14 protein-coding genes are annotated in these 14,877 nt (G+C 42.9%); 4 read left to right on the top strand and 10 right to left on the bottom strand.

Annotated elements, in window-relative coordinates:
• Positions 1–163 precede the first annotated feature (163 nt).
• Both SHAL_RS04575 and SHAL_RS04570 read right to left on the bottom strand, forming a co-directional pair.
• A complete protein-coding gene (locus tag SHAL_RS04575) occupies positions 164–1,171 on the bottom strand; it encodes a Fe(3+) ABC transporter substrate-binding protein (RefSeq protein WP_012276024.1) in 1,008 nt (335 codons plus the stop codon).
• A gap of 208 nt (positions 1,172–1,379) precedes the next feature.
• Complete coding sequence (locus tag SHAL_RS04570) at positions 1,380–2,129, bottom strand: ferredoxin--NADP reductase (protein WP_012276023.1); 750 nt, start codon at positions 2,127–2,129, stop codon at positions 1,380–1,382.
• Between the two features lie 545 nt (positions 2,130–2,674).
• Here SHAL_RS04570 and SHAL_RS22505 point away from each other — a divergent pair.
• On the top strand, positions 2,675–2,872 hold the full coding sequence (locus SHAL_RS22505; RefSeq protein WP_083758307.1) for a hypothetical protein: 198 nt from the start codon (positions 2,675–2,677) through the stop codon (positions 2,870–2,872).
• Here the strand turns inward: SHAL_RS22505 and SHAL_RS04565 are convergent.
• Both SHAL_RS04565 and SHAL_RS04560 read right to left on the bottom strand, forming a co-directional pair.
• On the bottom strand, positions 2,869–3,132 hold the full coding sequence (locus SHAL_RS04565) for a hypothetical protein (protein WP_041416257.1): 264 nt from the start codon (positions 3,130–3,132) through the stop codon (positions 2,869–2,871). The two genes, SHAL_RS22505 and SHAL_RS04565, sit on opposite strands and share 4 nt — an antisense overlap.
• Before the next feature lie 105 nt (positions 3,133–3,237).
• On the bottom strand, positions 3,238–5,019 hold the full coding sequence (locus tag SHAL_RS04560; RefSeq protein WP_012276021.1) for an ABCB family ABC transporter ATP-binding protein/permease: 1,782 nt from the start codon (positions 5,017–5,019) through the stop codon (positions 3,238–3,240).
• 341 nt (positions 5,020–5,360) lie between these two features.
• On the opposite strand from SHAL_RS04560, the gene SHAL_RS23200 reads away from it, so the two are divergent.
• On the top strand, positions 5,361–5,537 hold the full coding sequence (locus SHAL_RS23200) for a hypothetical protein (RefSeq protein WP_086020032.1): 177 nt from the start codon (positions 5,361–5,363) through the stop codon (positions 5,535–5,537).
• A 64-nt stretch (positions 5,538–5,601) separates the two neighbouring features.
• On the opposite strand, the gene aroG is transcribed toward SHAL_RS23200, so the two are convergent.
• The 5 genes from aroG to SHAL_RS04535 all read right to left on the bottom strand — a co-directional run bounded on the left by aroG (position 5,602) and on the right by SHAL_RS04535 (position 10,591).
• Positions 5,602–6,657, bottom strand: coding sequence for a 3-deoxy-7-phosphoheptulonate synthase AroG (gene aroG / locus SHAL_RS04555; protein WP_012276019.1), 1,056 nt, complete (start codon positions 6,655–6,657; stop codon positions 5,602–5,604).
• A 479-nt stretch (positions 6,658–7,136) separates the two neighbouring features.
• Positions 7,137–8,303, bottom strand: coding sequence for a tetratricopeptide repeat protein (locus SHAL_RS04550; RefSeq protein ID WP_041416256.1), 1,167 nt, complete (start codon positions 8,301–8,303; stop codon positions 7,137–7,139).
• Positions 8,304–8,422: 119 nt separating this feature from the next.
• Complete coding sequence (locus tag SHAL_RS04545) at positions 8,423–8,761, bottom strand: hypothetical protein (RefSeq protein ID WP_041415848.1); 339 nt, start codon at positions 8,759–8,761, stop codon at positions 8,423–8,425.
• 228 nt (positions 8,762–8,989) lie between these two features.
• A complete protein-coding gene (locus SHAL_RS04540) occupies positions 8,990–10,240 on the bottom strand; it encodes an ammonium transporter AmtB (protein WP_012276016.1) in 1,251 nt (416 codons plus the stop codon).
• 12 nt (positions 10,241–10,252) lie between these two features.
• A complete protein-coding gene (locus SHAL_RS04535; protein WP_012276015.1) occupies positions 10,253–10,591 on the bottom strand; it encodes a P-II family nitrogen regulator in 339 nt (112 codons plus the stop codon).
• Between the two features lie 263 nt (positions 10,592–10,854).
• On the opposite strand from SHAL_RS04535, the gene SHAL_RS04530 reads away from it, so the two are divergent.
• Positions 10,855–11,397 carry an isochorismatase family protein gene (locus tag SHAL_RS04530; protein WP_012276014.1) on the top strand — a complete coding sequence of 181 codons (543 nt, stop codon included), beginning with the start codon at positions 10,855–10,857 and terminating at the stop codon, positions 11,395–11,397.
• A 90-nt stretch (positions 11,398–11,487) separates the two neighbouring features.
• On the opposite strand, the gene nrfA is transcribed toward SHAL_RS04530, so the two are convergent.
• Entirely contained in the window at positions 11,488–12,891 is a 1,404-nt protein-coding gene (gene nrfA, locus SHAL_RS04525; RefSeq protein WP_012276013.1) for an ammonia-forming nitrite reductase cytochrome c552 subunit, read from the bottom strand.
• Positions 12,892–13,132: 241 nt separating this feature from the next.
• Here nrfA and narQ point away from each other — a divergent pair, with 241 nt between their 5' ends.
• Complete coding sequence (narQ, locus tag SHAL_RS04520) at positions 13,133–14,845, top strand: nitrate/nitrite two-component system sensor histidine kinase NarQ (protein WP_012276012.1); 1,713 nt, start codon at positions 13,133–13,135, stop codon at positions 14,843–14,845.
• Positions 14,846–14,877 lie beyond the last annotated feature (32 nt).

Here is a 14,877-nt window from a genome sequence, read left to right as displayed (position 1 = left end):
TTAACTACCTAAAAAATAATACATCCGTGTACTTTGATAAAAACAAGAAAACCTATCTAAGATAGGTTAACTGAAACAGTGGTTGACCGAGCTAACGGATTAACTTCAAGGCTATTGCTTAATTCTAGCTTGAACAGGTTAGCTCAACCTTAAGAGCCACGAACTACAGATCAAACTTAACTTCATCGAGTAGCTTGATAGCAGCGCCATGATATTCAGCCAATTTGTAAATCGGTAGATCGTCGGCTTTAAATGTTCCCCAGGAAGCGACTAACTTTGAAGGGGATACGTCTGCTTTTACAGGATATTCGAAATTAACTTCAGCATATACTTGCTGCGCTTTATCACCGGATAGGTACTCCATCAACTCTATCGCTGCGGCTTGATTCTTAGAGTGCTTAGCCAACGCCATACCCGATACATTGATATGTGATCCGCGGTTATCTTGGTTAGGAAAATTAATCTCAATCGCATCTGCCCACGCCTTTTGCTTAGGATCTTGCAACATCTTTCCCAAGTAATAACTGTTACCGATAGCGAGGTCACATAGGCCTTCACTCACTGCTTTAACTTGAGCTCTATCGTTACCCTGCGGCTTTCTGGCTAGGTTCGCCTTCCATCCCTCTAGCCAAGTTTTAGTCTCTTGCTCACCATGATGGGCAATCATTGAGGCCACTAATGAAACATTGTATGGATGCTTGCCACTACGAGTACAGATCTTGCCCTTATACTTAGGGTCGGCTAAATCTTCATAGTTAATATCAAGCTTACCGAGTCTGTCTTTAGAAGAGTAAACATTACGTACGCGCATAGTAAGTGCGTACCACTCATCGTCTGGCGAGCGATATTTCTCTGGGATATTTTGTTTAAGAATGTCACTACTGGCAGGCACAACCAGATCCTTTTCAACCAACTCCATCAAACGGTAAAAATCTGAGGTCAAAACGATATCAGCCTTAGATAGGCGCCCTTCACGCATCATACGTTCAGCAATGCCTTTTTTAGAGAAGACAACATCGACTTTAATACCAGTCTCTTTAGTAAAGTTTTCTAAGATAGGTTCTATCAAAAAGGCTTGTCGATAAGAATATACCGTTAGACTATCAGCAGCATTGGCGATAGATGCAAAACAAGTCAGTCCTATCACAGCTAGACTCTTTACCATTTTCATTACTCTTCTCCCTAGACAAGTATCGAAATTATCAGCGAAAAACGACTGATAATAATTCTCAATTGCAACGAGAGTAATCAAAACTCACACAAACAGCAAGTATTCGTCATATTTTTAACTCAAAAATGACAACTTGATCTACATGAGCAAACACTAAACTTACACTACCTTAGCTAGACGTAATGTCTTATTAACCGAAGATGTTAGATCACCAATATCTCTCAACGGTCACCTGCCCGGGTGCTCGGCGCAGATTCTTTGTTAATCCCCTTGCGCTAAGTACTTGTTGTGATGCGATGATCATCTCAGGATTACCACAGATCATCACTTGCGAATCCTTTGGGCTAAGCCTTAATCCAGCTTTCGCTTCTAGATCTCCAGAGATGATGCCGTCGGGGATACGACTCATTAAAGCGCCGTGATACTGTTCACGAGTTACCGATAATACCAGTCTAAATTGCTCAGGGTATCTCGCTTCAAAAGCCTTCAGCTGCTCAAGATACGCCAAGTCTTCAACTTTACGCACCCCATAGACTAATACTAACCTTTCATAGGTTTTCCAAGGCTCGCAGGTATTCATCATCGAGATAAAAGGCCCCACTGCCGTACCTGTGGCTAAAAACCACAGATGCCTTCCCCTGTGCTCATCTTTAGGCAGTTCATCGAGTGTCATAAACCCCGAGGCTTTGGTGGCAACATCAATAACATCGCCAATATTTAGCGCTTGTAGGTTAGGTGATAGTAGCCCCTCCTCAACAGCCACCGCCAACACCTCAATATAATCACACCCTGGCGGATTAACGAGTGAGTATGCCCGGCCGATCCTCTTATCATTCACGACCTGACTTAACTTAATAAACTGTCCCGCTTTAAAGTCTCCAATGTCGACCTTAATTTTTAGAGAGAACAGCTTGTCGTTCCAATCTCGCCGCTCGATGACCTGCCCTTCAATCCACATAAGACACTCCCCCGTTTCGTTTAATTCAGCATAAACTTTTATTCCGGCTTCACAAAGATTAATCTAAACGCTGTTGATATTTCATACAAGTAAATACTCGACAGCCTTTTACTTACTCAAGGTAAAGTAAGCCTAATAAAAACCCACTTTAGCCAAGCTACTCTAGATTAATGAGTCAGCCGACTAAACGATAAAAAACGATGAGATGTAGATAAAACAAAGGCGAAACGAAGACGAAATAAAGACCAAGTAAAAACAAAATGAAAATCAAACAAAGACAAAATGAAAAGTAAAGAGAATCTAGCAAATTAGACTTGGACTATTTGTATTTAGATGATTTAATGCCGACCTCACAAAAGCACCTTAAAAAGCAAAGTGCATCACATAAACAAAGTTTTATGCGAAACGTTTTTGCAAGAGTCTTGTGACAAAAAGCCAAGCGCTAAAAGTACACGCATAACAAACAACCACGATCAAGTACTGCTTTAACTCAATATAAGATTAGCTAAAGCCATTGAGACCCTAAGACTTACTGGAGACACACTATGAACAACTTAAATATACAGCCAAACACCAAAGTGTTTTCATCAGGCTGTAATAGTTGTGAACGTATGACTGTAATTGAAGGGGAATATATCTGCTTTAGAGAGGGAAGGATCACAGGTTTAACCCCGATAACAGACCACTCCCCAAAACCTAAGCTCGTTTGTGACGGTTGGAAAATTGGTAAACTGAACTTTTAGGCGCTCAACATGCCAGCATAATCTCGAGCCGAAAATTTTGGCTCATACAATAGACCTGGCAACGCCTCAGTAGGCGAAGTTTTAGCTAAACCGAGACCTCGAGTCGTCACGCGCATACCGGCACACAATTCAAAATATACGACTTCAAGTTCATCATTTTCCAGCCCGCGTTTTTTTAGCGTTGCCATAATCGCTAGCCAGTCTGTATTAACTTTGCTTTCTTGCCCTTCAATGTGGACCTGTATAGGTATATTTTTCATTGTAACCTTCTGCATTAGCTTCCCGTTAAATTATGGGCAATTATAGACATATAAAACTGAACCTATGCTGAATCCGACACAGACTTTTCTTAATCAATCTCTAATTTATCGACCAGACTCCTGCTGTACTCGCCACAAGTTGGCATAGAGACCGCAAGCGGCGAGTAAATCATTATGGCTTCCCGTTTCAACAACTTTTCCTTTACTCAGTACTATGATTCGATCGGCATCAACAACCGTAGAAAGCCGATGGGCAATGACTAAACTCGTGTGACCTTTCGCCACCTCTTTTAATGCTGTAAGAATGGCCTGTTCAGAATGACTATCTAACGATGAGGTCGCCTCATCAAATACCAAAATGGGTGACTTTTTCAATATCGCTCTGGCGATAGCCACACGCTGCTTCTCACCACCCGATAACTTTAAGCCGCGCTCACCGACTCGAGTTTGCCCACCATCAGGTAAGCTTTCAATAAATTGACTCAGATGTGCCATCTGAATTGCGCTATTGACATCCTCCATGCTAGCAGTTGGTCGACCATAACGAATATTTTCAATCAAGGTATCGTTAAATAACACCGTATCTTGGGGAACGATGGCAATGGCTTGCCTCAAGCTATCTTGAGTCACGGTGCGAATGTCGTGACCATCGATACAAATACGTCCATCAACCACATCGTAAAAACGAAATAGCAATTTAACTAAGGTCGATTTACCCGCGCCGCTATCGCCTACGATTGCCACTTTTTGCCCAGCTTCAATAGTAAAACTCACATCATCCAAAATGGCCCTAGAGTCATAACGGAATCCCACATGTTCGAATGACACTCGCCCCTGTGTTAGTGCTTGAGTTTTGGCATTGGCAGAGTCATTAATCATAGGAACCTTGTCCAGTAAAGCAAACATACGCTCGATATTGGCAAAAGCACCACGGATCTCTCGATACACAAAGCCTAAGAAATTAAGTGGAATAAATAACTGCATCATAAAGGCGTTGATCAGTACAAAGTCACCTATCGTCATCTTACCCTGCACAACATCATTCGCCGCCATACCTAACATCAGCGTCATCGCCACCGAGATAATACAAGCTTGACCCGCATTTAGCGCAAACAGGGATAAGCGATTCTTACGTTTAGCCTGCTCCCATAGAGCCAATGCTGCATCATATTGCTTAGCTTCATATTGCTCATTATTAAAATACTTCACCGTTTCATAATTAAGCAAACTATCAACCGCTCGCGTGTTAGATAGCGAGTCGGCTTTGGCCGCATCACGTACATAGCCGGTACGCCACTCGGTGGCGATAATAGAGTATGTCCCGTAAACAATAACCGAAAGCAGCGTTACGCCAGCAAAGGCATAGCCGTAGTTATAAAATAGGATCCCCACGACCAGTACGATTTCTAAAATCGTCGGCACGATATTGAACACCATAAAGCGCATCAAAAAGCTCATACCACTGGTACCGCGCTCAATATCTCGCGATAATCCTCCTGTTCTGCGCTCTAAATGAAATGCCATATCCAAACGATGTAGGTGCTCAAATACCGCCATGCCTAAACGGCGAATGGCTCGCTCAGTAACACGCCCAAAGAGGGTATCTCTCACCTCTGAAATGATGGTATTTAATAGACGTATTCCGCCATAAGCGATCACTAAAGAGATGGGGACAGCGATGAGTTTTTCGGCAGATGAACCAGAGAGGCCATCGACAAGAGCCTTAAGGACAAACGGCAATCCAACGCTGGCAACTTTCGCAATGACTAAACACAATAATGCTAAACCGACTCTCTGCTTAAACTCAATTAAATAGGGCCATAACATGCGCAGTACATGCCAATTTATGTTGCCTATCGGTTCATCAAAATATAGTGAAGGGCGCATTTTTTATTCCAAAAAATTTTAAAATTCACAAAGAAGGCATTTCTGATTTAATGACAACAAGTTAACGATTTCAGATGCTAAAAAACCTTGCCCATGTAATTAAAAAGTTAACAGACACTCGCTAAAGGCTATGTTATCGTGCGACTTTAGACTGAGCAGGTACCGATAACGCTTTCTAATTGGGTTAGTTTGCACATTTTTCGAAAAATTTGTACGAGGTAGCGCAAATTCTGTTAACCCAAAGAAAAGATTTTGATACCCTCAGCACTATAAAATTAAGAGTGAGCAGGTTAAAAGAGCTAAATACAGCTCTTTCAAGTTAACGACAAAAGGATGCAAACATGCTTGATTCATCCAAGCCCAAATATCCCCCTTTACCACTCATCCAAACATGGATATGGATGATGACCCAATCAGGGAACCCAGAAATACAAGAAAAGGGACAAAGTAATTTAATTGCTTCTTTTGGCAGCTTAGCTAAAGCCAATGAGTATTTACTTGAACAAGATAGAAAATAATTTTATCTCACTAAGTAAGTGATCAAAAAAGGAGGCTAATGCCTCCTTTTTTTGTTTTTATCAATTAAGCGACTCTACGCTTAACAACACTATCATTAAGTGTTGCCAGCAGCTTTTCAGTATCTTGCCAACCGATGCAAGCGTCCGTCACACTCTGGCCGTAGCAAAGTGAGTGTCCTTCGATGTGATCCTGGCGCCCTTCAATCAAGTTGCTTTCTACCATTACGCCAAAGATGGAGCTATCACCGTTCGCCATTTGTGCTGCAACATCATCGCAAACCAGCATCTGACGTTTGAACTGTTTACTACTATTTGCGTGGCTAAAGTCAATCATGATGTTTTTCGCAAGACCAGCCTTATCCAATTGTTGATTAATTTCGGCCACATGTTCGGCACTATAGTTAGGCTCTTTACCGCCACGTAAAATAATATGACAGTCAGGATTTCCCTTAGTCTCGACAATCGCCGAATGGCCAAACTTAGTCACAGATAAGAAGTGATGTGGTGCACTGGCTGCACCGATAGCGTCAATAGCCACCTTGATGGTACCATCTGTACCATTTTTGAAACCAACTGCGCTTGATAGACCCGATGCCAATTCACGATGTACTTGAGACTCAGTCGTACGGGCACCAATTGCCCCCCAACACATGAGATCGGCCACATACTGCGGCGTGATCATATCTAAAAACTCACCAGCCGTAGGCAGGCCAATGTTGTTTAAGTCTAACAGCAGCTTTCGCGCAGTACGCAAACCATCATTTAGCTTGAAGCTATTATCCATGTCTGGATCGTTGATCAGACCTTTCCAGCCAACAGTGGTGCGCGGCTTTTCAAAGTAGACTCGCATCACGATCTCTAGCTGTTCTTTGTAGCGCTCTCTGAGTTCAACTAAACGTTTACCGTACTCGATCGCTGCCGCGGGATCATGAATAGAACACGGGCCGATCACCACCAATAGTCGGTCATCTTTCTTCGCTAAAATATTATGTATGCTTTCACGGGCATTAAATACGGTCGCTGATGCGTTCTCTGTTGCCGGAAATCGTTCCAAAATTGCAATTGGAGGTAACAGCTCTTTAATCTTATTAATTCGAACATCATCATTTTGGTAATACATGGTAATACTTAGCTCCGTCTAGCCTATGAATACAGATCTCTCAATTGCGATACTGCATTCAATTTATCCAGTATGAACTTGGATTGCAATCAAGTTATGATTATTTCATATAAATATTTTTAACCATTTGTTTAAAAAGAAAATAGCATTTAAAAAAATATATAAAATGCTGGAGCAAACCAACAAATAGGCGGACTAAACTGTTAATTACTCTCCAAAGGTTACAGTTTAAAAGCTAAAGCCTGCTGTATGCACAAAACAATAAAGAGATAATAGCTATTAAATAACTCGGTACTGTTTAGCACTGCAGCTAATTAAGATCTGAGCAAACTCATCTAAAGTATCAATCAAATGGATTAAACCATTTAATTAAACCAATCAATTGAACTAAGGGCTTAAAACTTGAGGTATACGGGATCATGCAGAAAGTGAACGCACAGACTATTAGCTGACATAGGTTCTGTTAACAACAGAGTTTCTTAGTGACTGCTCATCGCATGCAGTTTCGATTGATATCGACGTTTATGCTGGCCATCTGTCGTTAAGCTGAGTGCCTTCTTTAAGCTCTGCTGTGCACGCATTTCATCGCCCGTCACCCAATACGTTCGCGATAGACCAAAATAAAACTCATGGCGGTAATCGGCTTTGGCTATCGCTCGCTTATACCAAAGTAGGGCGTCCTGATAGTCTTTATCAAAGTAAGCTTGCTGCGCCATACCATAGTAATAATAGGGGTTACGTATACGCGCTAGCTCCAACACTTTATGCACATCGGCCCATTCATCGAGTCTATCTTGCGCAGACAACATGATGGCGTAATTATTTAGCGCATTCATATCTTCAGGATTTACCCTCAAGGTGTATTGATAAAGTGCCTCAGCTTGCGAGCTGAGTCCTTTATAGCGATAGAGCACCGCCAGAGTATTCAAGGCAGGTAAAAAATGGCTCTGTTCGGCAAGTGCCAACTTCAGTAATCCATAGGCACGATCATAATCTCCATCAACTAATGCCTCCGCGGCAATATTGTTATAAAACATAGAGATAACAGTAGACTTGTTGACCCGTTGCTTTTTATATCCCTGCATAGCACGCTCAGGTAAAAAATCGATTTGTATAGAGCGGGTAGAGATGTTGAAGACATTGCCATTATCTTGAGGTAACAGCTTCAAGTTAATGTGACCATTAACCAGATAGAAGCCTCCTTGCCTGTCCCACACTGGCGGGATCCCTATCTCTTGAAACTCAACCTTAACCCCTATCTCTTCGGCGAGCGCAGCGGTTAATACCACTAACGACAAACAGTTACCCTCTCTGTCATTAAAAGTATCACTAGCAAGGCGAGTCACATTATCGGCGTAACGAAAACCGCCATCGGCTGCATTAATGTAGTTTGCTAACCATTCATGCATCATCACATTATTTTGCTGCAAAAAGCTCTTCGAGCGCATCAGTTCCCGCTTAAGGCTAACCACGGCCTCATCAGGTAAATCAAACAGCTCATCGGCACTTGGGAGTCCATTAGCCGGACTAAAATGCTGGTCATGAAAATAAGCATGTAGATCTTGGGCAGGTTCAGGCGCCTGACTCGCACAGCCGCAAAAGAGGCTGGTCAGCATAATCACTAGCAACAAAATAGTTCGATTCATTACACACTCAACACAAGGGCTCAGTGCATTAAGCATATGCCATGAATGACAAGCTATAGGGTAAATGCGTTACAAAACGTAAATCTAACGATTGACGCTTTTGCAGCGTATCCTAAGTGCTAGTTAAGTGGGACCTTAGGAGCCTTCTTTACTGGAGGGTCTATTTGAATAAAAAGCTCTTTATTATGAAAACCATAAGGTCGGTAAAATAAGCCATGGCAGGAAAAATATCGATAGGGCACAGCGAAAGGCACACAACCAAAAGGTAAGCTTTGTAATATTTGAATTTGTTGCTGATAACGTAAGGCTTCACGCCACTCATGCAGCCTTTGCACTTCATCTCTTACCGCAAATGCATCGAACGGCTCACTGGATTTTCGTACCACAACTTGACCCGCGCTCGCACTTACAGCCAGTGTTATAAGCAATATAGAGCTCAGTATTTTCAATACTTTCATAAAGGGTCCATTAACGGGGCACGACATGACTTACTTTAGCCTAAATTTATTGAGCATTAAACACACAAGTCACAAAGGGATACATGGAGTTAATACTCCATAAGGTTATTTAGGACTGAAAATAGGAAATCACCTTCTGAGGCTGCTGATTTAGGCCAAAAGAAGGGCCTATACCGAACGGTATAAGCCCTGAATTTATATCATGCCTTGAAACTGGCTATTGAATGCCTAGCTCCCTCCCTTAACCGATACAAATTCAGGATAAGCATCAATGCCACAATCAGAAGCATCCATTCCATTATACTCTTCCTCCTCTGTAACACGGATCCCCATGGTCACTTTCAACGTAAACCAAACCACTGTCGACGCCAAAAATACCCAGCCAAAAATTACTGCAGCGCCATATAGTTGAGTCATAAGTGATGCATCGGCATTTGATACTGGCACGAGTACAAGTCCAAGTAGCCCCGCCACACCGTGAACCGAGATAGCACCAACAGGATCATCGATTTTCACTCTATCAAAGGCAACAATCGAGAACACCACTAAGCCACCCGCGACAATACCGATAACGCCAGCCATCGTAAGTGATGGAGATAACGGATCGGCAGTAATTGCCACCAAACCTGCCAATGCACCATTTAAGATCATGGTCAAGTCAGCCTTCCCCCAAATCAGTCGACATACAATGAGCGCAGCAATAGCACCAAATGCGGCCGCCGAGTTGGTGTTAACAAATATTTTAGCCACGGCGCTGGCATTTTCCGCATCAGAAACCAAAAGTTGTGAGCCACCATTAAAGCCAAACCAACCCATCCATAAAATAAACATACCTAACGTTGCCATGGGTAAGTTTGAACCAGGAATAGGGTTCACTTGACCATTGGCACCATATTTACCTTTGCGAGCGCCTAAAAGCAGCACACCTGAAAGCGCCGCCGCAGCGCCAGCCATATGCACAATTCCGCTACCGGCAAAGTCGACGAAACCCGCTGTCGATAAGAAGCCGCCGCCCCAGGTCCAGTAACCTTCAACCGGATAGATAACGGCCGTCATAAATACCGAAAACGTTAAAAAGGCCCATAGCTTCATACGCTCAGCAACCGCACCCGATACAATCGACATAGCCGTAGCCACAAATACCACTTGGAAGAAAAAATCAGACTCTAGAGCATGGTCGGCCCCGTCAGCCTGGGAGCCAATAAGCGAGCCAAATGATGGTAGCCATCCTCCCTCGCTGTTATCAACATACATGATGTTATAGCCGACAATCAGATACATCACGCAAGCTATCGAATACAAACAGACGTTTTTAGTCAAAATTTCAGTGGTATTCTTCGAGCGTACTAAGCCCGCTTCTAACATGGCAAAACCTGCTGCCATCCACATCACCAATGCGCCCGAAATCAAAAAGTAAAACGTATCTAGGGCGAAGCGTAACTCTGATACCGTTAGTCCTAACTTAGTTAAATCATCCATTAGCTTGTCCCCTTAAAGTGCTTCGTTATCATGTTCGCTGGTTCGAATACGGATTGCCTGCTCAAGTTCCGTTACAAAAATCTTGCCATCACCAATTTTTCCGGTACGAGCCGCGCCGATAATCGCCTCAAGCAACATCTCTAACCTGTCAGCTTTTATGGCAATTTCTAGTTTCACTTTTGGCAAGAAATCCACTTGGTACTCCGCGCCGCGATACAGTTCGGTATGCCCCTTTTGACGACCAAATCCTTTCACCTCAGTGACGGTCATCCCCTCTATGCCGACACTCGCTATCGCCTCTCGCACATCATCTAATTTAAATGGCTTAATAATCGCGCTGACCAATTTCATGGTTATCTCCCCAATTGCATATCCAGTTTGCTTAAACATAATCCAAGCATTAGGCCAACTTTACTAAACCTTTAAATTCAACAAGATAAATTAGCAACGCTTTTCAGTAACGCATAAAAATGCACCATTCGAGTGCGCATATTCAACCAGCGCACACATATAAAGCACTCATATTGGAATTAGACCCATTTCTAATTGGAGAAGCCAAACAGATCTGATTTACTAGCAGGTTCACTCCCCTTGCAAATATAGAAAGGCCTAAGATGCTAAAAGCAGAAGAATGTGTATTGGTTATAGTGGATGTTCAGGGTCAGCTAGCGCGAGTTATGCATCATAGTGAGCAGCTACATCACAAACTAGAAGTGCTCATTAAAGGAATACAACTATTTGATATTCCGATTTTGTGGCTCGAACAGATCCCCGAGAAACTGGGCCCCACCAGTGAAAACTTAGCCATGGAGCTAACAAAAACGACTGAAGCTATCACCAAGCACCACTTTAGTGGTTGGCAAGCAGACGCATTCAGAGAAAGGCTCAGCGCGATGCAGCAAAAGCAGATTATCTTAGCGGGTATTGAAACTCATGTGTGTGTTTATCAGACTTGTAGAGATCTATTGGCTAACGGCTACCAAACTCATCTGGTAGCTGATGCTATGTCGTCAAGAGAACAGAGCAATAAAGTCAGCGGATTAGAGATGATGCTAAGCCATGGCGCAATGCAAACCAATGTTGAATCTCTACTGTTTGAGTTACAACATCAAGCTAAAGGCGATCGCTTTAAAGCCTTGCTTAACCTAATAAAGTAAAAGCAAAAAAAAGCCCTCCTAGGAGGGCTTCAATTCTAAACACTATCTTCTAACGAGAGTAATTCTAAACACTATGCAGTGTGAATAGACTTACTTGTAAGTTGCTTCGCGCTTTTCAGCTTCAGCATCCCACTTAGGTAGAACAGTCTTCTTGAATTCAGCTTTATCAGCGTTCATCTTCTTCATATCCATACCTAGAGCAGCTTGAGCCTTAGCTTTAGTAGAGATATCTGGAAGAGCGATAGGCTGCTTAACACCTTTCTTAGCAAGTAGTTGAGCTAGCTTAACGCGAGCATCAGCCGCTTTATTCAGTGCAGTACCCAATACACGTAATGCTTCATCTGGAGCGTGAGATGCAACACCGTGAGAAGCGATTGCATAGTCCCAACGCCATTGACCATGACGGATATCCATTAGGATTGGTGCCATTTCAGCTTCAGTTGCGCCAGCTTCCCAAGCAGCGCCTGCTTCGAAGTGAGCTTTAACTAACTGGTCTTCAGCTTGAAGTTGGATCTGCTTAACCTTAGCTTTACGCTCGTTATCTAGGTTAACCATGAACTCTTTGCTTTGCTCATGACAAGTACCACAAGTTTCTTCGAAACGATCAAATGGGTTACCCACTTTGTGATCGGTAAACTTGCGGCCTTCAGCATTCTTAACTTTAGGCATGTGACAGTCAGTACAACTTACGTTGTTCTTACCGTGCATACCTAGCTGCCAAGTTTCATAACCTGGGTGCTGTGCTTTTAGCATTGGCGTCTTAGAAACGGCGTGAGTCCAATCTGCAAAGTCGATACCGTCATAATATGCTTCCATATCTTCAACAGTCGTACCCTTGTCCCATGGGAACTTAACAAAGCCTTTCTGATCAGCAGTCTTTTCGAAGTAGTACTCTACGTGGCACTGACCACAAACCATTGATTGCTTGTCTTTACGAGAAGCTTCGTCGAATGGAGTGCCAATGCTTTCCATTGCGCGCTCAGCGAATGGACGAGAGATACGTAGTTTAGACTTACCTTTTTCGTGACAGTCAGAACAACCGATAGTGTTTACGATCTCATCACCACCTTTTGCCCACTTACCTTTGAAGTAACCGTCTTCACCTTGCTCTTCAATCATGCGAGGTACGTCTGGGCTCTTACAAGACCAACATGCCATTGGCATTGGACCGTCAGTATCAGACTTAGGTGCACCAGTACGTAGCGTGTTACGTACGTCAGTAACGGCATACATATGACCACGAGCCTTGTTATAATCCTTAGCAAAGCCGTAACCCGCCCAAAGAATAACTAGATTTGGATCTTGCTCAAGTGCATCGGTGATTTCAACACTGTCAGAAGTCTCGTGCCAGCTGTTATACTGCTTTGAAAACTTATCTTTGTAAACTTCGTTACGTGGTTCTGTTTTATCGCTTGCGATTGCGCTACCAGCCATTAAACTTGCAGCGACGATTGCACTCAGTGCAAAAGACTTTTTAGTTAATGTTTTCACCATCTCATCTCCATGTTACTTTTATATTTTTGTATAGTCCCACCTATTTCAAGGCTGAATTTATCACTTCTACGCAACAAAGACATACCTCCAACGAGGTATCCATACTAAAGCTTGCGGTAGATCAAATTGTGAATGTGTTGTTGCTCACACTTTTGCGTGTTTGTTAATGTAATCAAGTATCGACTAATGTTAAACCGCTATAAATTAATAACATATAAACTCCAATCATGAGATTTTTTAAATGAAAAAAGGCAGACTCACTTCGGCTATTTGGGGCTTTATGCTCACACTCATTTTATTGTCGAGTGGCTTGGCAATTTTTGCCATCATCAATCTCTCTTATAGCCTTGGGGACGCCAGAGCGATTAACGCCTCAGGCTCACTGCGCATGCAAAGTTACCGACTGATGTTTTACGCCAACTCAGGTAGTGAAGAGGCCAAAGATAAAATCAAAGAGTTTGAAAATACACTTAACTCTCAAGCGCTTAAGCAATCGCTCAGCTGGTTTACGCCAGAAGATTTAAAAGATAAATACTTAAGTGTTATCGATAAATGGCAAGTCATGCGTTACTACATAGAGTCTGAGAACTCCAGGCTATATGCGGCAGCGTTAAAAGATTTTGTCGATACCATCGACCTTTTTGTACTCGAAACTGAGCAGTACGCCGCCTTAAAATTACGGTTTCTAGCTGTGAGCCAGATAACTGGTTTAGCCTTAATGTTGTTAATTGCCTTCTTTACCGTAAGGCTCGCAAAACGCAAAGTTGTTAAACCGCTGCAACAATTGATGCAGGCTGCCGATACAATTTCACAAGGAAACTTTAATGTAGAAATGCCTAAAACAGAGTACCTAGAATTAAGTGCTTTAAGCACAGCGCTAGATTCGACGGTAAAAAAGCTAGCAGGGGTTTATCAAGGCCTGGAAGAACAGGTTCAAGAAAAGACCATCGCATTAACTCGTGCTAATAATGAGCTGACATTACTGTACGATAACTTATTAATGCTACATTCAAGTAAACTTGACTCAACCACTTTAACTCAAGCACTCAATCAACTTCAGGCCCACGAGAGTCAAGTACGTTTACGGCTCGTCATGGTTCAAGACAGTGAAGTCGTCGATATTATAACTACAGATAATGACGGTGAATGGCCGCACCATAGTGAGAATACCAAGCAGTTCCCACTCGAGTTTGAACAGACTAACCTTGGTTATTTAGAGGTACTCTCCAGCGAGCCCTTCTCCTTTCCGCTGTTTAATAACTTTGCCATCATGCTTGCTCGCTCTATGATGATCTACAGCGCTGGCGAGCAGCGACAACAACTCGCCTTGATGGAGGAGCGTGGTGTCATTGCCAGAGAACTGCACGACTCCCTAGGTCAATTATTATCTTTCTTAAAGATCCAAGTAAATCTACTCTCGAAAGAGCTAGATAAGACCTCAAAAAGCCCTCGGGCCGCAGAGCAGCTACAAGAGATAAATGAAGGGGTTAATACCGCCTATGTACAGCTTAGAGAGCTATTATCGACTTTCCGCCTAACGATTAAAGATCCTAATTTAGGTCATGCAATCGAAGCCATGGTAGACCAATTGCGCGGCCAGTCTAATGCTAGTATTACACTAGATTATAAATTACCTTTACAACTATTAGGCGCGCATCAACATATTCATATTTTACAGCTCACTCGCGAAGCGACCTTAAACGCAATAAAACATGCTAGCGCCAAGCATATCCACATCAGTTGCCAGAAGGTATCGAGTGAAAAAGTGGTTATCAGCATCAGTGATGATGGTGTCGGCATCGAGGAGTTAAAAGAAAGAGACCAACATTTTGGTTTAGGAATTATGCATGAGCGCGCCAGTCGCCTTTCGGGTGTGGTAGAATTTAGCCAAAATAAAAAAGGTGGGGCAACAGTGACCCTAACCTTCCCTCCCCAGCAGGAGCCAGCAGAATAGGAAATACACCTATCGAGCTCGTTTTCTCAAAG

This window comes from Shewanella halifaxensis HAW-EB4, from assembly GCF_000019185.1.
Classification (GTDB): Bacteria; Pseudomonadota; Gammaproteobacteria; order Enterobacterales; family Shewanellaceae; genus Shewanella; species Shewanella halifaxensis.
This window is presented reverse-complemented; position numbering and strand designations above follow the sequence as displayed.